Genomic DNA, 22,108 nt, shown 5'->3' on the forward strand with positions numbered 1-22,108 from the left:
TCCAGCCTTCCTTAACCCCGATCTGGCACAGCGCGCCTGCGGTTGACCCGTTCTTTACGCCCGCACGCGTAAGGGGCGCTTAGCCATAGACAGGAATCACCCGGGCCGTTCGATGACCAGTGCCAGTGCCATCCATGAAGGTTCCACCGGGGCCACACCGCCGCTGAGCGTGGCGATGAGCGTCTATAACGGCGCGCGCTTCCTCGAATCGGCGATCGATAGCGTGCTGGCGCAGGACTTTGCCGACTTCGAGTTCCTGATCGTGGACGACGGCTCCAGCGATGGCACCCCCGATATCCTGCGCGCCTATGCCGCGCGCGACCCGCGCGTGATCCCCATAGTGCGGGAGAATCGCGGACTGGTGGCCAGCCTCAACCAGTTGCTGGGCCTGGCCCGCGCGCCGCTGGTGGCGCGGATGGATGCCGACGACCTGGCGGCGCCCGACCGGTTCTCCGCCCAGCTCGCTTTTCTGGCCGAACACCCCGAGGTGGGCGTGCTGGGAAGCTGGACCACCGATATCGACGAATATGGCGAGCCCTGCACTGCCGGGCCGGAAGACCATCCGGTGACGCACGAGGAGTTCCTGGCCAACGTGGTGCGTGGCGGGCCGCTGCTGGCCCACCCCACCGTGATCTACCGGCGCGACGTGGTGCTGTCGGTCGGCGGCTATCACAAGGCCTTTCGCCACTGCGAGGATTTCGACCTGTGGCTGCGGCTGGCCGACCGCACCCGAATCGCCAACCTGCCCCGGCGGCTGCTGCGTTATCGCCACTATGCGGGGCAGGTCTCGCAGCGGCACGCGGTGGAGCAGCAGATCGGCGTGGCCGTGGCCCGCCTGGCGCAGGCCGAGCGCGCCGCCGGCCGCCCGGACCCCACCGAGACGCTGGACGCCCTGCCCCCGCTGGCCGAACTGGATGCCTTGTTCGGCCGCCCCGATGTGGCGCAGGAAGTGCGCGGCCGCGCCGCCCGGTCCCTCGTCTATTCGCGCGAGGCGATGACCGGCGCGGGCTATGACCTGCTGTTGCAGCACGTCGAGGAGGGCGGCACCGGGCGCGACCTGTGGCGCACCGCCGCCCGCCTGCTGCGCTTTGGCGAGCCGGCGCGCGCCCTGCGCCTGGCCGCCGCACTGGCCAGCCGATGAGCATCCGCCGCGCCGCGCTGTGGTCGGTAGCTGCGCAGTACGCCAGCTTCGCCATCCAGTTCGCCACCAGCGTCATTATCTCGCGGCTGTTCCTGCTGCCGGCTGACGTGGGGCTGTTCTCGATCGCGCTGGCGGCGGCGATGGTGGTGTCGATCTTCCAGGACATGGGCATCAGCCGCTTCGTGACCGGCCAGCCTCAGATGCGGATGGAGCACGTGCGCGACTATGCTGCCGTGGCCACCGGCATCGGCTGGGCCGTGGCGGCAGTAGTGGCGCTGGCCGCCCGGCCGCTCGAATCGTTCTATGGCGAGGCGGGGCTGGCCAGCCTGGTGCTGATCATCGCCGCATCCTACGTGGCGCTGCCGCTGGGCATCGTGCCCGCCGCGCTGCTGACCAGGCGGATGGATTTCCGCGCCCTATTCTTCGCCAATGCCGGCTCTGCGCTGGTGGGCGGCATGGTGGCGGTGGCGACGGCGGCCAATGGTGCCGGGCCGGCCTCGCTTGCCTGGGGGATGCTGGCCACGGCCCTGACCAAGCTGGTGGTGGTGCAGGTGCTGATGCCGGTGCTGCCGCGCTGGCCGCGCGCCTATGAGATCGTCCGCCCGATGCTGGGCTTCGGCGGAGCCTCCTTCATTCTCAGCCTGTCGGGATCGGTGGGCATGAGGAGCCAGGATCTGATCGTAGGCCGCCTGCTGGGGGTGACTGCCACCGGCCTTTTTACCCGCGCGGGCGCGCTGGCGGGGCAGATGTCGATGCTGGTAGTGGGGGCGATCAACGCCGTGTTCTATCCCGCCTTCGCGAAAAAGCGCGACGCGGGCGAGCCGCTGGCCGCGCCCTACCTGCACCTGGTGGCCTGCAACACCGCACTGCAATGGCCCGCCGCCCTGGGCCTGGCGCTGGCGGCCGAGCCGGTGGTGCTGCTGCTTTATGGTCCCAACTGGATCGAGGTGGCCCCATTGCTGCGCTGGACGGCGATTGCCGAGATGTTCTTCATCGCCATCCCGCTGCAGATGGACATTCCCATCCTGCTTGGCCGGATCAGGACACTGGTGTGGGTCAACCTGATCGACACCGCGCTGACCGTGGGCCTGCTGGCCACATTCTGCCTGTGGGGTGTTGAGGCCGCGGCGATGAGCCGCATCGCCACCGGCGCGGTGTGGTTCGCGATCTATGCCGCGCTGCTGGGCCACCTGCTGGCCATGCCCTGGGGCCAGGCGGCGCTAACCTATGGCAAGAGCGGCCTGTGCGCGCTGGCAGCCGGAACCCCGCTGGCCGCCACGCAATGGTTCGGCTGGTTCGGGGCCGACATGGGCCTGGCGACCCTGCTGGGCCTCGTGGCTGCTGGTGTGCTGTGCTGGCTGGCCGCACTGGTGCTGGTGCGCCACCCCTTCCTGGCCGAAGTCCACATCGCCCTGGCACAGGTGAAACGGCCCCGCCCCGTACGCCCCCAGGCGTGATTCGCCGCCTGGTTCGCGGCCGCCGCTACCGCCTTTGGCCTGCCATTGTAGGGCAGCGCGGTCCTGTGGTATTTCTCTCCCTACAATAAGGGAGCACACGGGATGGACTGGCGCACGTTCGCTGCCGCTTTGTCGCTGGCCGCACTGCCGGCCGGGGCCGCCGCCAACACGCAGGTGGCAAATTTGCCGGGGGAGGGCGCGCCCGTTGCCGCCGCCGCACCCGCCGCCACCACCGACTTGGCGCAGACGCTGGCCCAGACCTTGGCCATGCAGGTCGATGCCTATCGCCGGATGACCGTGGCCGTGCAACTGAACGGCCAGGGCCCGTTCCGCTTCATGGTCGATACCGGGGCCCAGGCCACCGTGCTCAGCCATGCCCTGGCCGACCACCTGCAACTGACCGAGCGATCTACCGCCACGCTGGTGGGCATGGCTTCCACCCGCCAGGTGCAGACCGCGCAGATCGCCGAGATCGCCTTTGGCGACCACAGCGCCTTCGATGCCCGCGCCGCGCTGGTCGACGGGGAGAACATCGGCGGGGCCGACGGCATCCTGGGGCTGGACAGCCTGCAGGACCGCCGCGTGCTGCTGGATTTCGAGAACCGCGAGATGCACATCGCCCATTCCAGCGAGCGCGCCAGCACCCGCGGGTTCGACATCGTGGTGCGCGCCCGCGCCCGCAACGGCCAGCTGATCATCGCCAGTGCCATGATCGACGGTATCCGCACCGCCGTGGTGGTGGATACCGGGGCGCAGGGGTCGATCGGCAACGAGGCGCTGCAAAACCGCCTGCGCCGCGCCCGGCAGAACACCGAGACCGAGATGACCGACATCAACGGGGTGCAGACCACCGGCATGATGCGGTCGATCCGCAGCCTGGATTTCGGCCGCGCGCAGATCAACAACCTGATGATCACCTTCACGCCCAGCCCCACCTTCGCGGCGCTGGAGCTGGATGACGAACCGGCCCTGATCCTGGGTATGAACGAACTGCACCTGTTCGAGCGCGTGGCGATCGACTTCCCCAGCCGGCGGGTGCTGTTCGACCTGCCGCCGGGCGCTTCGCTGCCCACCGCGGTGGACTTCGGGCGGCTCTAGCTATTGCGTAAGGCACGATAGCGGCCCACTTGGTGCCGCATGGGACCGCCGACAGAGAAGACCACTACGATCCCCACCCACGATGGTGGCTGGGCCACCGTGCGCCGCTTCCTGCCCTACCTGTGGCCCGATGGCCGGCCAGACCTGCGCCGCCGGATCATGGTGGCCGCGCTGTTCGTGCTGCTGGCCAAGGTGGTGGTGCTGGCCCTGCCCTTTGCCTACGCAAACGCAGTGGACACCATGTCGGCGCAAGGCGACCCCGCGCTATGGGTGGCGCTGGGGCTGGTGTTTGCCTACGCCGCCGGGCGCTTTGCCACCGTGTTGTTCGACAATGTGCGCAACGTGGTGTTCGAGCGCGTGGGGCAGGACGCGGTGCGCGAGCTGACCGAGGACGTGTTCGCCCGCCTGCACCGCCTGTCGCTGCGCTTCCACCTCTCGCGCCGCACGGGCGAGGTGACAAAGGTGGTGGAACGCGGCACCAAGTCGATCAACTCGATGATCTACTTCCTGCTGTTCAACATCCTGCCCACGGTGGTGGAATTGGCGGTGGTGGGGGTGATCTTCCAGATCAAGTTCGGCTTCGAAGTGGTGGCCGCCACGGCAATTACCGTGGTCCTCTATATCTGGGTCACTCGCCGCGTCACCGAATGGCGCACCGAATTGCGCAAGGCGATGAATGACCTGGATGGCCTAGCCATGGCCCGCGCGGTCGACAGCCTGCTGAACTACGAGACGGTGAAGTACTTCGGCGCCGAGGGGCGCGAGCGCGAGCGCTATGGCCGCGCTGCGCGCCAGTATGCCGAGGCCGCGATCAAGAGCGAGAACTCGCTGGCCTGGCTCAATATCGCCCAGGCGGTGCTGATGAACGGGCTGATGGCTGCCGCGATGGGCTTTACCGTGTGGCAGTGGAGCAAGGGCAACCTGACCCCGGGTGACCTGGTGCTGGTGCAGACGTACCTGGCGCAGCTGTTTCGCCCGCTGGACATGCTGGGCTGGGTCTATCGCACGATCCGCCAGGGCATCATCGACATGGCCGCCATGTTCAGCCTGATGGATACGGCGGTGGAAGTGGCCGACGTGCCCGGCGCACCCGCGTTGGTGGTGCGGCGGCCCGGCGTGGTGTTCGACAACGTGGACTTCGGCTACGAGCGTGACCGGCAGATCCTCCACGGCCTCAGCTTCGAGGCACCGGCGGGCAAGCATATCGCGCTGGTGGGACCATCGGGCGCAGGGAAAAGCACGATCGGCCGCCTGCTGTTCCGCTTCTACGATCCGTGGGCCGGCCGGGTGCTGATCGACGGGCAGGACATAGCGCAGGTGACGCAGGAGAGCCTGCGCGCGCACCTGGGCATCGTGCCGCAGGATTCGGTGCTGTTCAACGATACCATCGGCTACAACATCGCCTATGGCCGCGAACACGCGAGCGATGCCGAGATCGAGCGGGCCGCGCGCGGGGCGGCCATCTGGCCCTTCATCCAGAAGCTGCCGCAGGGATTGGAAACCGAAGTGGGCGAGCGCGGCCTGAAGCTGTCCGGCGGCGAGAAGCAGCGCGTGGCCATTGCCCGCACGCTGGTGAAGGATCCCCCGGTCCTGCTGCTGGACGAGGCGACCAGCGCACTCGATTCGCAGACCGAGCAGGATATCCTGGCCACCCTGCGCCGCGTGTCCGAAGGGCGCACTACCCTGGCCATCGCCCACCGCCTGTCGACCATTGCCGACGCGGATTTGATCTACGTCATTCAGGATGGGCGCGTGGCGGAGCATGGTAGCCATACCGCCCTGCTGCGCCACGATGGCCTGTACGCCGACATGTGGACGCGCCAGTTGCGCGACGAGGCGGAGGAAGGGGAAGCCATCCCCGAGCCCGCCCAGTAGAGAGAGGATCGGATCATGCGTGCCATTCTTGCAATTTCGTGCCTGGCCCTGCTGGCCAGCGCCAGCGCCGCCGGATCGCAGGACCCTGCGCCGGTAGACGTGCGCCATGCCATGCAGGCCGAGGTGAACCCCGCCATCGTCGCCATCTGGGACGTGACCAACGAGGCGCTGGACGACAACGGCAACATCTCGCCGGCGCTGATCGCCGATGCCGGATGGACGCAGATTGCCGACAATGCCGCCAGGCTGGCCGAATCGACCGAGCGGATGGCCGCGGCCGACCGCTTCATCGCGGCCAGCCCCGGCAACTGGGCGACCGAGGATTACGAGGTGTCGATGGACGTGGTGCAGGCCAGCCTTGATGCCCAGCCCGCCGCTTATCGCGCCTTTGCCGCGGCCTTCGCCGCGAAGGCCCGCGAACTGGAAACCGTCGCCCGCGCCCGCGATGCGGCCAGGCTGGCCGAGATCATGCCCGAAATGGACGGGGCCTGTGCCGGGTGCCACTCGGCCTTCTGGTATCCGGAGGCCTGAGCCCTAGCGCAAAGTCGCGCTCGCCAGGTCCAGCTCGGCCACCGGGATTACCTCCACGTCGGGCCTGATGGCGCGCAAGTCGTCGATGAACTCGGCGGCATTGCCAACGATCAGCAGCGATGTGCGCGCCGGATCGAACCAGTGAGCGCCCGCCGCCGAGGCCGCCGCCGCGCTGGCCGCGTCCAGCCGCTCGGCATAACGCGAGACTTCGGCGGGATCGATGCCCTGGGCCAGCAGGTCCAGCATGACCCCGCCATAGCCCGCGCCCGTTTCCAGCGCCCGCGCGCGGCCCCCGGCCAGCAGCAGCCGGCGGCGGGCCACGGTATCGGCATCCAGCGGCTCTGCCCCCAGCCGCGCGAACTGCTCCAGCATCACCGCCGCCACTTCGTCTGCCGTGGCATTGGCGGTCTGCGCGCTGGCCACGATCGCCGGATCATCGGCCGTGCTGCCGATCGAGGAATAGGCCCCATAGGATAGCGAGCGGCGGGTGCGGATTTCCTCGAACAGCCGCCCGTTGGCGCCAACGCCCAGCACCGCATTGGCCAGGTCCAGCGCATAGGCATCTTCCGCCCGGCGCGATGGCCCCCGCGCGGCCAGCACAACGGCGGCCTGTCCGGCATCGGGCATGTCGATCACCACGGTGCGGACCGGCTGCGGCGGCCCCGCCCGGTCCGCCACCGGGGCGGGCGCGGGGCTCCCGGCGGGCTGCCAGTCACCCAGCAGGCCTTGCACCAGGGCAAAGGCATCCTCGGGCGCAATGCCGCCAGTCACCACCACCTGCGTGCCGGCGGGCCGCCACCACCCGTGCGCGTGGGCCAGCAGGTCCTCGCGCGTGATCGCGGCCAGGCTCTCGGGCGTGCCGCCGCCCACCGTGCCATAGGGCGCCGCGCCGTAGAGCAGCGGGCGCATGGCCATGCCCGCCAGGCTGCCCGGCTCGCGCATGGCCACGCTCAGCCCGTCAATCGTGCGGGCCTTCTCGCGAGCCACCTCGTCCGCCGGATAGGTGGGGTTGCGGATCATGTCGGCCAGGATCGCGCCGGCCTCGGCCACGCCCGCGCGCGGGGCAGTGAGGATGAATACGGTGCCATCGCTGCGCGCCACGGATGACAGGTCTGCCCCCAGCCCCTCCAGCCGCCGGGCCAGGTTACGCGCATCGGCATGGGACGTGCCCTTGCCCGCCAGCAAGGCCGCCAGGTTGGCCAGGCCCGCCTGCCCGCGCGGATCGCTGGCGCTGCCGCCGGGCAGCAGCACGCTCAGCGTCACCAGCGGCACGTCGCCGGTCTGCGTGGCAATCACCTCCAGCCCGTTGGCCAGCCTGCTCCGAGCAATCGCGGGCACGGCCACGGCGGGCCGCTCGCCCGCTGCCGGCGGCGGCTGGCGCTCGCCATCGGGCAGCACCACGCGCGGCGCGCCGGTGGGCGGCGGCAGGGTGACGAACTGCGGCATGGGCACGGGGTTGGCGTATTCCGCCGGATCGTGCGGGCCGCTGGCATAGGTGATATCGGTGCGGGCGTCGGGTGCCAGATAGAGCCGGGCGACGCGCTGCACGTCCTCCACGCTCACCGCCGCAATCCCCGCCAGCCGCCGGTCGGCCGCTTGCGGATCGCCGGTCATCACCAGGTATTCGCCCAGCTCGAAGGCACGTCCGCGCGCGGTTTCGCGCCCGCGCAGACTGTCGGCTACCAGTTCGGCCTTGGCCTCGGCCAGTTCGGCGGTGCTGACCGGCCGGTCACGCAGGGCCGCCGTTACCGCAGCCAGAGCCTGCGCCGCCACCGCCGGATCGGCCCCGGCGCTGACCGTTGCCGATTGCAGCCACAGGCTCCCCTCCTCCGCGGTATCGACATAGGCTTCGGTCTCCACCGCCAGCCCCGGCAGGACCAGGCCCAGGTAGGCGCGGCTCGATTCGCCGCGCGCCATGATCGCGCCGAGCACTTCCAGCGCCGGCATGTCAGGGTGTGCGGCACCGGGCAGTTGCCACAAGGTCGCCACCACCGGCAGCGGCACGCCGGGGGCACGGGCGACGATGGTGCGCGGCGCGGTGCGGCCCGGCTCGCGCGCGGCGATGGCCACGTCCACCGGCGCAGTGCGCGGCGGGATGTCGGCGAAATAGCGCTCGACCAGCGCGCGCAGGTTCGCCGGATCGAAGTTGCCCGCTACGATCAGCGTGGCCGTGTCCGGCCCGTAATAGGCCTGGTGGAAGGCGCGGGCATCGTCCAGCGTGGCAGCGTCGAGGTCGGCCATTACGCCGATGGAGGGGCGGCGCTGGGGCAGCAGGTCGAAGCCCGCTTCGGGCACCACGAAGCGTTGCAGGATACCATAGGGCGGGGCGAGCACGCGGGTGCGCAGCTCCTCCTTCACCACGCCGCGCTCGCTTTCGAACACGTGGTCGTCGATCACCGGCAGGGCCATCCGCTCACGGTGGGTCCAGAGCATGGTTTCGAGGTATTCGGCCGGCACCGTCTCGAAGTAATTGGTCCGGTCCGGGCTGGTGGAGGCGTTGCGCGTGCCGCCCACGTCCGCCACCAGCGAGTAGATCAGGTTGTAGGGCATGTTCTCGGTCTTGCGGCTGAGAATATGCTCGAACAGGTGGGCAAAGCCGCTGCGGCCTTCGGGATCGTTCTTGGCCCCCACATCGTACCACAGGCTGGTGGTGACCGTGGCGGTGGAAGGATCGCGCAAGGCGATCACGGTAAGGCCGTTGGGCAGTTGCCAGCGATCATAGGCGATGGGCGGCACTTCCAGCGCGGTTCCGGCAGCTTCCTGCGCACTGGCCGGAAGCGGAAGGGCCAGCACGGCGCAGGCGGCCAGCAGCACGGATCTGAACATGGTCATGTGCAAGAATGGTCCCCTGGCCGGTCACAGATACAACCGGTTTCAGCCTAAACCATGTCCACGGCGCGCCGCAAGCGCACCGGCCGCTCGACCGGACACCGCCTTTGGTCGACGGGTGACTTGGTCGCAGGCCGTGATACACCCGGCCGCATGATCACCGCACTCGCCTGGCTTGAACAGACGCCGCCCAGCGTGTTCATGCGCGAGGATTTCTACGCCTATTTCGTGGCCCTGATCGGCCACGCCTGGGGCATGGCGCTGCTGGTGGGCGGCGGGCTGGCGATCAACCTGCGGGTGCTGGCGGGCGGGCCGGGAGAAGTGGCAGCGTGGCGGCGGCTGGTGCCGGTGCTGTGGCTGGGGGCCGTGCTGGCATCCATCAGCGGGCTGGCACTGCTGGCAGGCTATCCGGCCAAGGCGCTGACCAACTGGATCTTCGCCGCCAAGTTCGCCTGCCTGATCGCCGCCGCCCTGCTGACCGGGCGGGTCCTGCACGGTGGCAGCAAGCCGCAGGCGGCGCTGGCCCTGGCGCTGTGGCTGGGCGGCGTGGGCGCGGGCAAGCTGCTGCTCTATACCTATTCCATGCTGACCACGGCGGAGGTGCTGCCATGAGCGCTTATCCGGTGGACCGCGTGCTCGACCCGGTGAAGATCGTCGACTGGGCGATCGACACCGGCCTCTACGATATCGCCTATTCGGCCTGGGGCTGGCCGCTGGCGGAAATCGTCCATTTCACCGGCCTCACCCTGCTATTCGGCAGCGTCGGCTTCTTCGACCTGCGCCTGCTGGGCCTGTTCCGCGGCATCCCCTTTGCCGCCATGCACCGGCTGGTGCCGTTCGGCGTGATGGGCTTTGTGCTGAGCCTGGCCAGCGGCACGCTGTTCGTGGCCAGCGCGCCCGACCAGTATCTTTATAACCCCGCCTTCCAGATCAAGATGGTGCTGCTGGCGCTGGCGGGGGTGAACATGGCGGCCTTCTACCTGCTGGCGGCACGGCGCCTGCGCGGGCTGGGGCCGGATGATGCGGCCCCCTGGCAGGCCCGTGTCTTCGCCCTCGTCAGCCTGGTCTGCTGGACCGGCGTGATCGCGGCGGGCCGGGTGATCACCGCGTTCCGCCCGCCCGCCTGGTTCTGGTGCGCCTGGTGCGGCTAGGCCGCGGGCGTCCCGCCATAGCCCGGCCACACCACCGCCTGGGCACACTTGTTCTCCCCGCGCCACCAGTCGAAATGGGTGCGCGGCGGACCATAGAGGTGCCAGCCTTCCTCCAGCGCCTGTGAAACGCGCTCGCAGAACTCGCGGTCGTCCTTGCCGGTGAGCAGACGATAGGGGAGCTTGCCGGGCGGCGGGGTGGTCGACATCGATCGGTCTCCGGTCACAGGATATACTTGCTCAAATCCGCGTTGCCCGCCAGCCCCGCCAACCTGTCGCGGACATAGGCGGCATCGATCGCCACCGTCTCGCCCTGGCGGTCCTCGGCGGTGAAGCTCAGCTCCTCGAACAGCTTTTCCATCACCGTCTGCAGCCGCCGCGCGCCGATGTTCTCGACGCTGGCGTTGACCTGTGCGGCGATGGTGGCGACTTCGCGCACGGCGCCCTCGTCCATCGTCACGGTCATGCCCTCGGTGGCCAGCAGGGCCTGGTACTGGCTGACCAGGTTGGCCCGCGTTTCGGACAGGATGCGGACGAAGTCCTCCTCGGTCAGGCTTTGCAGCTCCACGCGGATCGGCAGGCGGCCCTGCAGTTCGGGCAGCATGTCGCTGGGCTTGGCCACGTGGAACGCGCCAGAGGCGATGAACAGCACGTGGTCGGTCTTCATCGGGCCGTACTTGGTGGCAACCGTAGTCCCTTCGATCAGCGGCAGCAGGTCACGCTGCACGCCTTCGCGGGAAACGGAGCCGCCGCGCACGTCGGACACGGCGATCTTGTCCACCTCGTCCAGGAACACGATGCCGTTGGTTTCGGCATTGGCCAGCGCCACGCGGGCCACATCGTCTTGGTCCATGCGGCGTTCGGCCTCTTCCTCCACCAGCTTGTCCCACGCATCGGGCACCTTCAGCTTGCGGCGCTTCTTCGGCGGGCCGCCAAAGGCCTTGCCCATCATTTCGGACAGGTTGATCATCGTTGCCCCGCCGCCAAGGCCGGGAATGTCCATCTGCATCTGCGGCGCGTCGGCCACCTCGATCTCCACCTCGGTGTCGTTCATGGCGTTTTCGACGATCCGCTGGCGGAAGCTTTCGCGGGTGGCCTGGCTGGCGCTTTCGCCCACCAGCGCATTGAGCAGCCGCTCCATCGCCGCCTTGCTGGCAGCCTCGCGCACCGCTTCGCGGCGGCGGTCCTTTTCCAGCCGGATGGCTTCTTCAACCAGGTCGCGGGCGATCTGCTCCACGTCGCGGCCGACATAGCCGACCTCGGTGAACTTGGTTGCCTCCACCTTCACGAAAGGGGCATCGGCCAGCCTGGCCAGCCTGCGGCTGATCTCGGTCTTGCCGCAGCCGGTGGGGCCAATCATCAGGATGTTCTTGGGCGTGACCTCGTCGCGCAGTTCGGCGGAGAGCCTTTGCCTCCTCCAGCGATTGCGCAGGGCTACGGCCACGGCGCGCTTGGCTTCGGCCTGGCCGATGATGTGTTCGTCCAGAGCGGCGACGATTGCCTTGGGTGTCAGGTTGTCCATAGGCCCCCCATGTGGCAAGCGTGCCGCGCCCCTGCAAGTCCACCCGGCCAGCGGAGTTCGCACCATCGCCACCCTGCCCCGCCTGCATCCGCAATTGGTGATCGCGCTGCTTGCCGCCGCCGTGGCGCTGGGGGCCGGCCTGCTACTGCTGGCCCTGCACAATGCCGACTGGCGGGGGGACGAATACACCTATCATGCCTGAGCCCGCGCGCTGGGCGACGTGCTGGCGGGGCGCACCTCGGTGGAGGCGGCGTGGCAGGTAGTTGTTGGCACCGGCTGGTTCATGCCCGGCATGTGCGCGGTGGCCGCTCCGCCGCTGGCCCTCGATCCGCAGGCCCCGTACTGGCTGCTGCGCGGCAGGGTGTGGCTGGTGAACATGGCGCCGCCGGCCACGCTGGCGGCGATCCTGCTGTGGCGGCACTGGCGCGATTGCCAGCCGGTGGTGCAGCAGGACGGCGCGGCGCGGTGGCTGGAGCGGGTGCCGCTTGCCTATGCCGTGCTGCTCGTGGCCGTGGCCGGCGCGGTGCTGCTGGCCTAGGGTCAGGACCCTAGATCGTTTCCACCGTCACGCGGTCATTGGTGTAGACGCACAGTTCCGCCGCCACGGCCATGGCGCGCCGGGCGATCTTCTCGGCGTCGGTCTCGTAATCGGAGAGGGCGCGGGCGGCGGCCAGGGCATAATTGCCGCCGCTGCCGATGGCGGCAATCCCGCCTTCGGGCTCCAGCACGTCGCCGTTGCCGGTCAGCACCAGCATCACCTCGGCATCGGCCACGATCATCAGGGCTTCCAGGTTGCGCAGGTACTTGTCGGTGCGCCAGTCCTTGGCCAGCTCCACCGCAGCGCGCAGCAGTTGCCCGCGATGCGCCTCAAGCTTCCTTTCCAGCCGCTCGAACAAGGTGAAGGCATCGGCGGTGGCCCCGGCAAACCCGGCGATGACCTTGCCACCCTCACCCAGCCGGCGCACCTTGCGCGCGTTGGGCTTCATCACCGTGTTGCCCATGCTGACCTGGCCATCGCCGGCGATGACCGTGCGGCCATCGCGCTGGACGCCGATGATGGTGGTGCCGTGCCAGGGAATCAGGCCGTGGCTGTGTGCGTGATCGTTCATGCCGCGCATATGGGAGCCACGCCGCAGGGGTGCAAGAACGCGCGACTTACGGGAAGGCGGGGCTTACTGCCCGCCCGCGCCGCCGGCCCCGCCGCCCATGCCCGCCGCGCCGACCGTGCCGATATTGCCGAACAGGTCCTGCAGGAAGGTGCGGTGGCGGCCCAGGGTGGGCGTCTTGTCGCTGTCGGGATCCAGGCGGACGACGTTTTCCATCCCCGTCTGGTCCATGCGGGTGACATTGCCCGCCGCGTCAAAATGCACGGCCAGCACGCGGTGCGTGGCAATGCGCGGGCGGGTGAAGGGGGCCTGCTCGGTCCGGCTGGCGACATAGTACCACACCGGCTCACCAAACTGGCTGGTCAGCGTGGGGCGGCCCAGCGTGCCCTGCACCGATTCGCGGTTGTCCAGCCCCGGCTGGACCGCGGCGACCAACACCTCGTCCACCAGGTAGCCGCGCGAAGCCTCGATCGAGGAGCAGCCGGTGGCCAGCAATCCGAAGCCAGCCGCGACCGCGATCCGCACGAAGCTCTGCATGGTGTCCTATCCGTCCTTCGATCGGCCGGGGCTTTCGCCCGCCTTGCGGGCGCGGCAACCCGGCCACATATTACCTTGGTCCAAGCCTTAGGGGCTGGCGCGCGCCGGCGCAATGCCGGTGGCGGCGGCTTGGCGTGAAAGGCTTGAACCGCCGCTTAACCGGGCGCATGGCCCGCCCGTCAACCCGTCTTCAGGAGCCTGTGGCTGCCCATGTCCTTTCTTTCCCGCCTGCTGGGCACCGGCCCCGATCCGCGCAGCGAACTGGTGCCGCTTTGGCACCGCGTGATCGAGCTGAGCCGGACGCCCGAATTCTATGCCCGCCACGGCGTGGCCGACACGGTCGACGGGCGTTTCGACATGGTCACCACCATGCTGGCCGTCACCATGCTGCGGATGGAGCAGACCCCGGCGCTGGCCGCCCGCTGCGCGCTGCTGACCGAACTGTTTGTGGAGGACATGGACGGCCAGCTGCGCGAATCCGGCGTGGGTGACCTGGTGGTCGGCAAGCACATGGGCAAGCTGATGGCCGCGCTGGGCGGCCGCATGGGGGCGCTGCGCGATGCCTTTGCCGCCGGCGGGGTTGAACCGGTGGCGCAAGCGCTGGAACGCAACCACCACTGGCGCGAAGGCGGCGGCGACCCAGCGGGCCTGGCCGCAGGCGTGCTGGCCTATCGCGACGCCCTGGCCGCGGCCTCTGAGGACGAGATCGGCAAGGGACGGATCAGCCTGTGACCGCTCCGGAATTCAGCCGCGCCTTCGATCCGCGCCACCTGGCCGATGCCGCGCAGCACCTGGTGGCAAACGAGGCGGAACGCGCGGCGCTGGCCAGGCGGTTCTCGCTGGTGGCCATCGACCGGCTGGAGGCCACCGTTTCCCTGGTGGCCGAGGGCGAGCGGGTGAAGGTGACGGGCGAACTTTCGGCCGACGTCGTGCAAAGCTGCGCGGTGACCGGCGATGACCTGCCGGTGGCCATCAGCGAGCCGCTGGCCTTCACCTTCGTGCCCACCGCCACGCCATCTGCGGCCGGCGAGGAAGTGGAACTGGCGGCCGAGGAGCTGGACGAAATCCCCTATGACGGCGCGCTGGTGGACGTGGGCGAAGCCGTGGCCGAGGAGCTGGCCCTGGCCATCGATCCCTATGCCGAGGGCCCCGGCGCCGACGAATACCGTCGCCAGTACAACCTCGATGACGAAGGGCCAAAGGGCGCGCTGGCCGAAGGGCTGGCCGCGCTGCTGGGCAAGAAGGACTGAGGACACAACGAAAAGGGCCGGAGCTTGCGCCCCGGCCCCTGTTTCCGCCTGATGGTATGCCCGATCAGAACGGGATGTCATCGTCCAGGTCGTCGCCGAAGCTGGAGCCGCCGCCAGCGCCACCGCCCTGGTTCCAGCCGCCACCCGCTGCGCTTCCGCCCGAGGACGAGCCGCCGCGCGATCCGCCGCCCCCCGAACCGCCAGAGCCCCAGTCGTCACCGCCGGACATGCCGCCGCCGCCGCTGCGCTGGCCGCCACCGCCGCCCTGCGGGCCATCGAGCATGGTCATCACGCCGCCCATGCCGCCCACCGATACCTCGGTGGTATAGCGGTCATTGCCGTTGGCATCCTGCCACTTGCGGGTGCGCAGCTGGCCTTCGATGTAGACCTTGCTGCCCTTGCGCAGGTAGCGCTCGGCCACGCCCACCAGCCCTTCGGACTGGAGCACGACCGTATGCCACTCGGTCCGCTCCTTGCGTTCACCGGTCTGGCGGTCCTTCCAGTTCTCGCTGGTGGCGATGCGCAGGTTGCAGATCTTGCCGCCGTTCTGGAAGCTCTTCACTTCCGGGTCGGCGCCCAGGTTGCCGATCAGGATTACCTTGTTGACGCTGCCCGCCATCGAATCATGTCCTCTCTTGGATAGGCGGATGGCCTAGCCAATCGGGGCCGGATGGCAAAGGCCGGTGCGGTGGGTTTTACCCAAGCCCCAGCGCCACCGCCGTCCAATAGGTCAGCCCGGCAAAGATATAGGCGAGGCCGAACAGGTAGCCCATCATCACCATTGGCCATTTCCAGCCGTTGGTCTCGCGCCGCGCGACCGCGATGGTGCTGAGGCACTGCGGGGCTAAGACGAACCAGGCGAGGAAGGCCAGCGCGGTTGCCAGCGACCAGTCTGCCGCCAGCCGGGGGCCGAGCGCCTGGGCCTGGGCATCCTCGTCCGCCGCGTCCACGGCATAGGTGGTGGCCAGGCTGGCCACGGCTACCTCGCGCGCGGCCATGGCGGGAATCAAGCTCAGCGCGATCTCGTGGTTGAAGCCGATCGGCTCCACGATCACTTCCAGCCCGCTGGCGATCTGGCCGGCAATGCTCGCCTCGCTCTGGCTCTCGCCGGGGCCGGCCTTGGGAAAGCTCAGCAGCAGCCACAGGACCACGGTGACGGTGAAGATGATCGTGCCCGCGCGGCGCAGGAAGATCCACGCCCGCTGCCACAGGCCCAGCAACAGGTCGCCCAGCGGCGGCCACTGGTACTTGGGCATTTCCATGATGAAGCCGCTGGCCGCCCCCTTGGTCACCGTGCGGCGCAGCACCAGCGCGGCCAGCATGGCCCCCACGATGCCCGCCACGTACAGGCCGAACAGCACCAGCCCCTGCAGGCCGATGCCCGGCCCTACGGCGGTGGCGGGGATGAAGGCGGCGATGATCACGGCATAGACCGGCAGGCGGGCCGAGCAGGTCATCAGCGGGGCGATCAGGATGGTGGTCAGCCGGTCCTTCGGGTCAGCGATGGAGCGGGTGGCCATGATGCCGGGGATGGCGCAGGCAAAGCTGGACAGCAGCGGAATGAAGCTGCGGCCAGACAGGCCGACATAGGCCATCAGCCGGTCCATGATGAAGGCGGCCCGCGCCATATAGCCCGATTGCTCCATCGCCAGGATGAAGGCGAACAGGATCACGATCTGCGGCAGGAACACCACCACGCTGCCCACGCCGCTGAGGACGCCTTGCGTGATGAAATCCTGCACGAAGCCCGCCGGCACGGTGGCCACGGTCAGGTCGATCAGCCAGCCCACCACGCCTTCCAGTGCATCGGCAAAGGGGGTGGCCCAGGCAAACACCGCCTGGAAGATCACGAACAGCAGGGCAAACAGGATCAGCGGCCCGGCCCAGGGGTGCAACAGCACCTTGTCGAGCCGCGCGTGCAGCCGGCGGGCGTGGCTTTCGGACAGGATCGCGCCTGCCGCCATGGCGTGGGCGGCCACACGCCGTTCGGTCAGGCCCAGGCGTTCCACCTTGTGCCGCAGGGTCATGTCCTGCCCGGCAGAAGCGGCAATGGCGGCGGTCAGTTCCGCCAGCCCGCGGCGGCGCACGGCCACGGTGGGCACCACCGGCACGCCCAGCGCATCGGCCAGGGCAGCGGGATCCAGCGCCAGCCCGTCGCGCTCGGCCATGTCGACCATGTTCAGCGCCACCACGGTGGGGCGCTTCAGGGCGATGATCTCCTGGGCGAAGACAAGGTGCTGTTCCAGGTTGCCGGCATCCAGCACCAGCACGATGGTATCGGGCGCAGCCTCGCCGGCGAAGCGGCCCATGACCACGTTGGCGGTCACCTCCTCGTCCGGGCTGCTGGCATCCAGCGCATAGGAGCCGGGCAGGTCGATCAGTTCCGCCGTGGTGCCATCGGGCAGGGCCACGCGGCCGCTTTTGCGTTCCACCGTGACGCCCGGATAATTGGCGATCTTCTGGCGCGCGCCGGTGAGGGCATTGAACAGCGCGCTCTTGCCGGCATTGGGGTTGCCGACGAGGGCCACCACGCGGGGGGCGGCGGCAGCCTGCGGGGCGGTTGCGGGATCGGCCTCGCTCACAGTTCGCGCACCGTCATGGCGCGGGCATGGACGCGGCGCAGGGCCACGGTCATCCGCCCGATCAGCACGGCGATGGGATCCTTGCCGCCAAACACCCCGCGATGGGCAATGGCCACCCGCGCCCCGGCATCCAGCCCCAGCGCCTGCAGGCGCTTGGCCTCATCCGGGGCAAGCGCGGTCCAATCCACCGAGACGATCTCGGCGCGGGTGAGCGGGGGCAGGGTATCGAGTGTCATCGGTGCAGGAACTCCCGGCAACGGCGGTTGCCAGACCTGCGGACTAATTGCAACTGCTTCGCAATAAGATGATACAGATCGAGGGAGGGAGGGGTGGTTTGCGTGCGCCGCCACCTTGATCTGGGCGCGCGAAAGCTGCCTGTCCGCTAACGACCCCATTGCGGACTCGAGACCAGTACCTTTGCAGTCTAAGCTCGCAGACTAATCGGACGCGCAAGGCTTTGAACGATGCGGCACTCTCCAATCCGATCGGCATGACATGACTGGATCACTCGGCCGAGCTCGTCTCGCAGAGTAGCCAGATCTTCGATTTTTCGCTCGACTTCGGCGAGCTGTTCGCGCGCGAGTTGGTCGATCTCATCACAAGGTTTGTCATCATGATCGGACAAGGCAATCAGCTCGCGTACCTGGGCCATGCTGAAACCCAGCTCCCGTGCTCGACGTATGAAAGTTAGCTTCACGACATGATCGTCGGAATAGTCGCGATAGTTACTGTCCGTCCGGTCTGCGACCGGCAGAATGCCCTCGCGTTCGTAATACCTTATCGTCTCGGCCTTAGTGCCCGTGGCTTGCGCCAAATCGCCGATACGCATCGCTTGACCTTGTAGTTGCTACAAGGCGCATATGTCCTCGCGACTCGAACGTTGCAAGGAGAGCGGCATGGCAAAATCCTGCTGCCAAACACCCGAACCTGACAATTCTGCACAAAACAACCCGCAGTGGCGACGTATCCTCTGGGTCGCTATGCTGGCCAACCTAGCCATGTTCCTGGTGGAAATCTTCGCAGGGATCGCGGCAGACTCCCGCTCTCTTCAAGCCGATGCGCTGGATTTCTTCGGGGACGCCGCAAACTATGCGGTCAGCCTTGGGGTGGCAGGGATGACCCTCGCTTGGCGCGCCAGAGCGGCATTATTGAAGGCCGCATCCATGCTCGCGTTTGGCCTAGGGGTCCTAGGCTTTGCGCTTCACGGTTTGATCATAGGCGCAAATCCAGAACCACAGACGATGGGCCTTGTCGGAGCACTTGCCCTGCTGGTCAATGTAGCCGTCGCAGTCCTGCTTTTCCGCTTTCGCGGCGGTGATGCCAACATGCGGTCGGTCTGGCTCTGCTCTCGCAATGACGCGATCGGCAATGTTGCTGTCATCGTTGCAGCAATCGGCGTTTTTGGCACCGGCAGCGCCTGGCCCGATCTGCTTGTTGCCGCAATCATGGCCCTCTTGGCGATCTGGAGTAGTGCCGAAGTGTTCGCACAAGCTCGCCGGGAACTGGCGTCGGGCTGAGAAGCAAGTTCCCCCAATCAATTCCACACTATTTTGAAAGACTTCCCCTGTGATTGCGACATTCCGAACGAAGCTTCTCCTTGGCACGATTGCTATTTGCACGTTCACCCAGACTAGTCTGGCCCAAGATGATGCTGATCCAATTGAAGCGATCGCCGAAGAGCGCGAGGAGGCCGGCGAAGACGAAGGCGAAGAGGAAGACGTGATCCTGGTCCAAGGCACACGGTTCGCCCGGCGTGTGCAAGACGAGGCCATTCGCATTGAAGTGATCGATCGGGAGGAGATCGAGGAAAAGGCAATCATGCGGCCCGGCAACATCGGCATGTTGCTAAGCGAAACCGGTGGCGTGCGCGTTCAAGTAACTTCACCCGCTCTGGGTGCCGCCAATGTGCGCATCCAAGGACTTGATGGGCGCTACACCCAAATTCTGGCTGATGGACTACCGCTCTTTGGGGGGCAGACTGCATCACTGGGTCTATTGCAGATCCCGCCCACTGATCTGGGGCAGGTTGAGGTCATCAAGGGGTCCGCCTCAGCGCTGTACGGGGCGTCGGCTCTGGGAGGCGTAATCAATCTGATCTCCAAGCGTCCTCGCAATGAGTTCGAAGCCGAAGTTCTTGGCAACATTACCTCCCGTGATGGCCAAGACCTGACAGGTTATGCGGCTGGACCTATTGGCGAAACCGTTGGTCTGTCCCTCACCGCAGGGGCACATCGTCAGAGCGGTCAGGATCTCGATGGGGACGGCTGGTACGACATGCCGGCATATGAGCGGTTAACCGCGCGGCCTCGTTTGCAATGGCGATCAGAAGACGGCTCCTCCGTCTATCTTACCCTTGGCGCGATGACAGAAGATCGAGTTGGAGGAACCTTGCCGGGCCGCACAGTTCCGGATGGGACCGAATTCGCCCAGACGCAAAAAACCGAGCGATTTGACGCAGGCCTCGTCGCTGAAACCCCCGTATCCGGACTGGGATCTCTCGCGATCCGAGCCTCCGCATCACAGCAAGACCATCTGCATCGGTTCGGCACGGTGGTGGAAGATGACCGGCATCAGAGCATTTTCGGCGAAGCGTCGCTCTCCCGAAGTGAGGGTGCGACCTCTTTGGTTGGTGGCGTCGCATTCCAGTCGGATGTGTTCCAATCCGACGCCTTTCCGGCTTTCGACTACAGCTATGATGTACCCGGTATCTTTGCCCAGCTCGAACATGAGGTTTCGCCGGAGTTGACCTTGGCCGGTAGCGCGCGTGTCGACTTTCATGATGAGTATGGCACGCAGTTCAGTCCGCGGTTCTCGGCTCTATACCGGCCCGGAAATTGGACAGTCCGGGCATCCGCCGGTGGAGGCTTTTTTTCAGCCACGCCGTTCGTGGAAGAGATAGAAGCGGCTGGTCTTTCGCGTCTCGAGCCTCTCGGCAACCTGAAGGCTGAAACCGCTCGAACGGCTTCGCTTGACGTGGGATACGCAGACGGCCCTTGGGAAGCGAATGTGACTTTGTTCGGAACGAATGTCGAAAGCGCCACTCGACTGCTTGAAACCGCCCCAGACCGCGTACGGCTTGTGAATATCGACGGTACAACCCGCGTTCGCGGCTCCGAATTTCTTCTGCGCTACAGGGAAGATGGCTTCACGATCACCGGCAGTTATCTTTTCGTCGACGCCACAGAACCTGCTCGCGCCGGATCGGGACGGAGTGATGTTCCGCTGACGCCAAAGCATACCGCAGGGATTGTCGGCATGTGGGAGGAAGAAGGCAAGGGCAGGATTGGGGTCGAAGCTTATTATACCGGCGCCCAATTCCTCGAGGATAATCCATACCGAAGCCGTTCCCGGTCATATTTCAATCTGGGCGTCCTTGGCGAGATAAGTCTGGGCAGGGTGAGCATCTTCGCGAACGCAGAGAATATTCTGAATGTGCGCCAGACCAAATACGACCCGCTTCTGCTGCCGCAGCGCGCTCCTAGCGGCGAGTGGACCGTTGATGCGTGGGCACCGTTAGAAGGTTTCATCCTCAACGGCGGCGTGCGGCTCCGTTTTGGCGAAGGTTGACGGAGGATGCGATTGTCCGCTTTCCACCCCCATTTCAGACGCTCCGGCCTGTGGTCAGAACGCCCACTTTCAGACGCCACGCTGTATCCCGCAGCGCCTTGGCTAAGGTGGCGATAGGATAGACTTGCGCCGGACCAAATCCCGGCTGCCTGCTGGGATCAGGAACCGCTATACCGCAACCGGCCCACGAACCGGGCCACGTCGAAATGCTCGCGGTCCTTGCCCAGCCACTTGGCCTTGGCCTTCTCGAACCGCATCACTCCGTCGATCCGGCGGGCCAGGAAGGCGCGGCTGTCGGCCTTGCCCTCGCTCTCGTCGTTGACATAGACGGCCAGCGCCGCGGCATAGATGCCGGCCAGGATCGCCCGCTTGGTATAGTGGTTGTAATCGGTGGCCGTATCGCCCGCCAGCCGCCACATCACGTCGGCGCTGTGCCAGCCCAGCTTGAGCGCGCGGGCCGCGTTCTGCGGCATGGCCTGGATGGCAAGGGCGCGGGAAATTGCCTCCTCCATGCCCAGCAGGTGATCGAGCCGGAACCAGACGAGGGCGCTGATCCGCTCGCGGATCTTCATCGCATCCAGGCTGCCATCGGCAAAGCGGGCCAGCATGGCCGCGTCCACGCTTTCCACGAAGGCGGCAATCATGTCCATTGCACCGCCGGGGAACGCCAGGCGGGCGAGCGCCGGATCGGTGCCGGTCATCTCCGCCGCCGAAGCGAGGGCAGCATCGCTCCACCCGTCGAACACCGCCGCTCGGGCGATCTCGGGCGCGAGCGCCAGGCGCAGGGCAGCAAGCGTATCCGGACTGCCGCCCGCCATCAGAAGCTGGGCCCGTAGGTGGCCGACCCGGCACGCTGGCTGGCAGGCCGCTCAAAGCGGGTAAGCACATCGTTGGTAATGTCGTTCGCGCCGCGCAGGCGGGCATAGTCGCGCGCGGACCGGCCCGAGTTATCGCGCCGGTCAGGATCGGCTCCGGCCTGCAGCAGCACGCGCATCACCTCGGTACTGCGCGAATGGACGGCGAACATCAGCGGGGTCTCGCCGGCAGAGTTGGTCACGTCCACCCGCGCGCGGGCAGCCAGCAGGGCTTCCACCCCTTCGACATAGCCGATCTGCACCGCCAGCATCAGCGGGGTGACGCCCTGGTTATCGGCCAGGTTCACGTTGGCGCGCTGGCTGATCAGGTAGCTGAGCCACGAGGCATCGCGGTCCGCCACCACGATGTGCAGCGCGGTGCGCCCGCTGGTCAGGTCGCGCGCGTTGATCACGGTGGCACCGGGCACGTTGAGGATTTCGGTCACCTTGCTCGAATCCTCGCTGCGCTTCTCGATCGCGCGCAGGAACTCGGTGCCTTCCGACAGCATCTGGGCGGCGACAGGGGTGGCGAGGCCCGCCAGCAGGAAGGCAGGCGCCAGCGCGGCGATCAGGGTACGTACGGCGGCCATTGTGCCCCCAACTCCTCAGGT

General features: G+C 67.4%; 23 protein-coding genes. 12 read left to right on the forward strand and 11 right to left on the reverse strand.

The genetic code is table 11. From position 1 onward, the window contains the following. The first annotated feature begins 112 nt into the window (after positions 1–112). From GRI99_RS17660 to GRI99_RS17680, 5 genes are all read left to right on the forward strand, one after another. Positions 113–1,141: a glycosyltransferase family 2 protein gene (locus tag GRI99_RS17660; RefSeq protein ID WP_160773389.1), complete on the forward strand. Its 1,029-nt coding sequence runs from the start codon at positions 113–115 to the stop codon at positions 1,139–1,141. Then, complete coding sequence (locus tag GRI99_RS17665) at positions 1,138–2,598, forward strand: oligosaccharide flippase family protein (RefSeq protein WP_160773390.1); 1,461 nt, start codon at positions 1,138–1,140, stop codon at positions 2,596–2,598. Before GRI99_RS17660 ends, GRI99_RS17665 begins: the two co-directional genes overlap by 4 nt. Positions 2,599–2,700: 102 nt before the next feature. Continuing rightward, complete coding sequence (locus GRI99_RS17670; RefSeq protein WP_160773391.1) at positions 2,701–3,696, forward strand: retroviral-like aspartic protease family protein; 996 nt, start codon at positions 2,701–2,703, stop codon at positions 3,694–3,696. Between the two features lie 39 nt (positions 3,697–3,735). Next, entirely contained in the window at positions 3,736–5,571 is a 1,836-nt protein-coding gene (locus GRI99_RS17675; protein WP_160773392.1) for an ABCB family ABC transporter ATP-binding protein/permease, read from the forward strand. Between the two features lie 15 nt (positions 5,572–5,586). Next, positions 5,587–6,102 carry a cytochrome c gene (locus GRI99_RS17680; RefSeq protein WP_160773393.1) on the forward strand — a complete coding sequence of 172 codons (516 nt, stop codon included), beginning with the start codon at positions 5,587–5,589 and terminating at the stop codon, positions 6,100–6,102. Between the two features lie 3 nt (positions 6,103–6,105). Here the strand turns inward: GRI99_RS17680 and GRI99_RS17685 are convergent, their stop codons facing one another. After that, positions 6,106–8,934 (reverse strand): M16 family metallopeptidase, encoded by a 2,829-nt coding sequence (locus tag GRI99_RS17685; RefSeq protein ID WP_237438449.1) that lies wholly within the window; start codon positions 8,932–8,934, stop codon positions 6,106–6,108. 54 nt (positions 8,935–8,988) lie between these two features. On the opposite strand from GRI99_RS17685, the gene GRI99_RS17690 reads away from it, so the two are divergent. Next, positions 8,989–9,543: a hypothetical protein gene (locus tag GRI99_RS17690; RefSeq protein WP_160773394.1), complete on the forward strand. Its 555-nt coding sequence runs from the start codon at positions 8,989–8,991 to the stop codon at positions 9,541–9,543. Beyond that, a complete protein-coding gene (locus GRI99_RS17695; RefSeq protein WP_160773395.1) occupies positions 9,540–10,082 on the forward strand; it encodes a DUF6644 family protein in 543 nt (180 codons plus the stop codon). Before GRI99_RS17690 ends, GRI99_RS17695 begins: the two co-directional genes overlap by 4 nt. Here the strand turns inward: GRI99_RS17695 and GRI99_RS17700 are convergent. Both GRI99_RS17700 and hslU read right to left on the reverse strand, forming a co-directional pair. Continuing rightward, positions 10,079–10,288: a DUF1737 domain-containing protein gene (locus GRI99_RS17700; RefSeq protein WP_160773396.1), complete on the reverse strand. Its 210-nt coding sequence runs from the start codon at positions 10,286–10,288 to the stop codon at positions 10,079–10,081. The genes GRI99_RS17695 and GRI99_RS17700 overlap by 4 nt on opposite strands. 14 nt (positions 10,289–10,302) lie before the next feature. Next, positions 10,303–11,601, reverse strand: a complete 1,299-nt coding sequence (gene hslU, locus GRI99_RS17705) for an ATP-dependent protease ATPase subunit HslU (RefSeq protein ID WP_160773397.1) — start codon at positions 11,599–11,601, stop codon at positions 10,303–10,305. A gap of 220 nt (positions 11,602–11,821) precedes the next feature. Between hslU and GRI99_RS17710 the strand changes: the two genes are divergently transcribed. Beyond that, complete coding sequence (locus tag GRI99_RS17710) at positions 11,822–12,139, forward strand: hypothetical protein (protein WP_160773398.1); 318 nt, start codon at positions 11,822–11,824, stop codon at positions 12,137–12,139. Positions 12,140–12,149: 10 nt separating this feature from the next. Here the strand turns inward: GRI99_RS17710 and hslV are convergent, their stop codons facing one another. Together hslV and GRI99_RS17720 are read right to left on the reverse strand one after the other, a co-directional pair. After that, positions 12,150–12,710, reverse strand: a complete 561-nt coding sequence (gene hslV, locus GRI99_RS17715) for an ATP-dependent protease subunit HslV (protein ID WP_160773399.1) — start codon at positions 12,708–12,710, stop codon at positions 12,150–12,152. Between the two features lie 63 nt (positions 12,711–12,773). Further along, positions 12,774–13,244: an outer membrane protein assembly factor BamE gene (locus GRI99_RS17720; RefSeq protein WP_160773400.1), complete on the reverse strand. Its 471-nt coding sequence runs from the start codon at positions 13,242–13,244 to the stop codon at positions 12,774–12,776. A gap of 210 nt (positions 13,245–13,454) precedes the next feature. Between GRI99_RS17720 and GRI99_RS17725 the strand changes: the two genes are divergently transcribed. Then, complete coding sequence (locus GRI99_RS17725) at positions 13,455–13,976, forward strand: ubiquinol-cytochrome C chaperone family protein (RefSeq protein ID WP_160773401.1); 522 nt, start codon at positions 13,455–13,457, stop codon at positions 13,974–13,976. After that, entirely contained in the window at positions 13,973–14,494 is a 522-nt protein-coding gene (locus tag GRI99_RS17730) for a YceD family protein (protein WP_160773402.1), read from the forward strand. Before GRI99_RS17725 ends, GRI99_RS17730 begins: the two co-directional genes overlap by 4 nt. 64 nt (positions 14,495–14,558) lie before the next feature. Here GRI99_RS17730 and ssb read toward each other — a convergent pair whose 3' ends face one another. The 4 genes from ssb to GRI99_RS17750 form a co-directional block, all read right to left on the reverse strand. Continuing rightward, complete coding sequence (ssb, locus tag GRI99_RS17735) at positions 14,559–15,113, reverse strand: single-stranded DNA-binding protein (protein ID WP_160773403.1); 555 nt, start codon at positions 15,111–15,113, stop codon at positions 14,559–14,561. Between the two features lie 76 nt (positions 15,114–15,189). After that, complete coding sequence (gene feoB, locus GRI99_RS17740) at positions 15,190–17,076, reverse strand: FeoB small GTPase domain-containing protein (protein WP_160773404.1); 1,887 nt, start codon at positions 17,074–17,076, stop codon at positions 15,190–15,192. Then, the gene (locus GRI99_RS17745) at positions 17,073–17,312 is read right to left on the reverse strand and encodes a FeoA family protein (RefSeq protein WP_160773405.1); all 240 of its coding nucleotides are present in this window, start codon (positions 17,310–17,312) and stop codon (positions 17,073–17,075) included. Before GRI99_RS17745 ends, feoB begins: the two co-directional genes overlap by 4 nt. Positions 17,313–17,500: 188 nt before the next feature. Further along, positions 17,501–17,905, reverse strand: coding sequence for a MerR family transcriptional regulator (locus tag GRI99_RS17750; protein ID WP_160773406.1), 405 nt, complete (start codon positions 17,903–17,905; stop codon positions 17,501–17,503). 67 nt (positions 17,906–17,972) lie between these two features. Between GRI99_RS17750 and GRI99_RS17755 the strand changes: the two genes are divergently transcribed. Continuing rightward, the gene (locus GRI99_RS17755) at positions 17,973–18,593 is read left to right on the forward strand and encodes a cation efflux transmembrane domain-containing protein (protein ID WP_160773407.1); all 621 of its coding nucleotides are present in this window, start codon (positions 17,973–17,975) and stop codon (positions 18,591–18,593) included. A 49-nt stretch (positions 18,594–18,642) separates the two neighbouring features. Continuing rightward, complete coding sequence (locus tag GRI99_RS17760) at positions 18,643–20,643, forward strand: TonB-dependent receptor plug domain-containing protein (RefSeq protein ID WP_337192954.1); 2,001 nt, start codon at positions 18,643–18,645, stop codon at positions 20,641–20,643. A 158-nt stretch (positions 20,644–20,801) separates the two neighbouring features. Here the strand turns inward: GRI99_RS17760 and GRI99_RS17765 are convergent, their stop codons facing one another. Together GRI99_RS17765 and GRI99_RS17770 are read right to left on the reverse strand one after the other, a co-directional pair. Continuing rightward, complete coding sequence (locus tag GRI99_RS17765; RefSeq protein WP_160773408.1) at positions 20,802–21,461, reverse strand: COQ9 family protein; 660 nt, start codon at positions 21,459–21,461, stop codon at positions 20,802–20,804. Next, complete coding sequence (locus GRI99_RS17770) at positions 21,461–22,087, reverse strand: ankyrin repeat domain-containing protein (protein ID WP_160773409.1); 627 nt, start codon at positions 22,085–22,087, stop codon at positions 21,461–21,463. Before GRI99_RS17770 ends, GRI99_RS17765 begins: the two co-directional genes overlap by 1 nt. Positions 22,088–22,108: the final 21 nt, after the last annotated feature.

Source organism: Alteraurantiacibacter buctensis (assembly GCF_009827655.1).
In the GTDB taxonomy this organism is placed as follows: domain Bacteria; phylum Pseudomonadota; class Alphaproteobacteria; order Sphingomonadales; family Sphingomonadaceae; genus Alteraurantiacibacter; species Alteraurantiacibacter buctensis.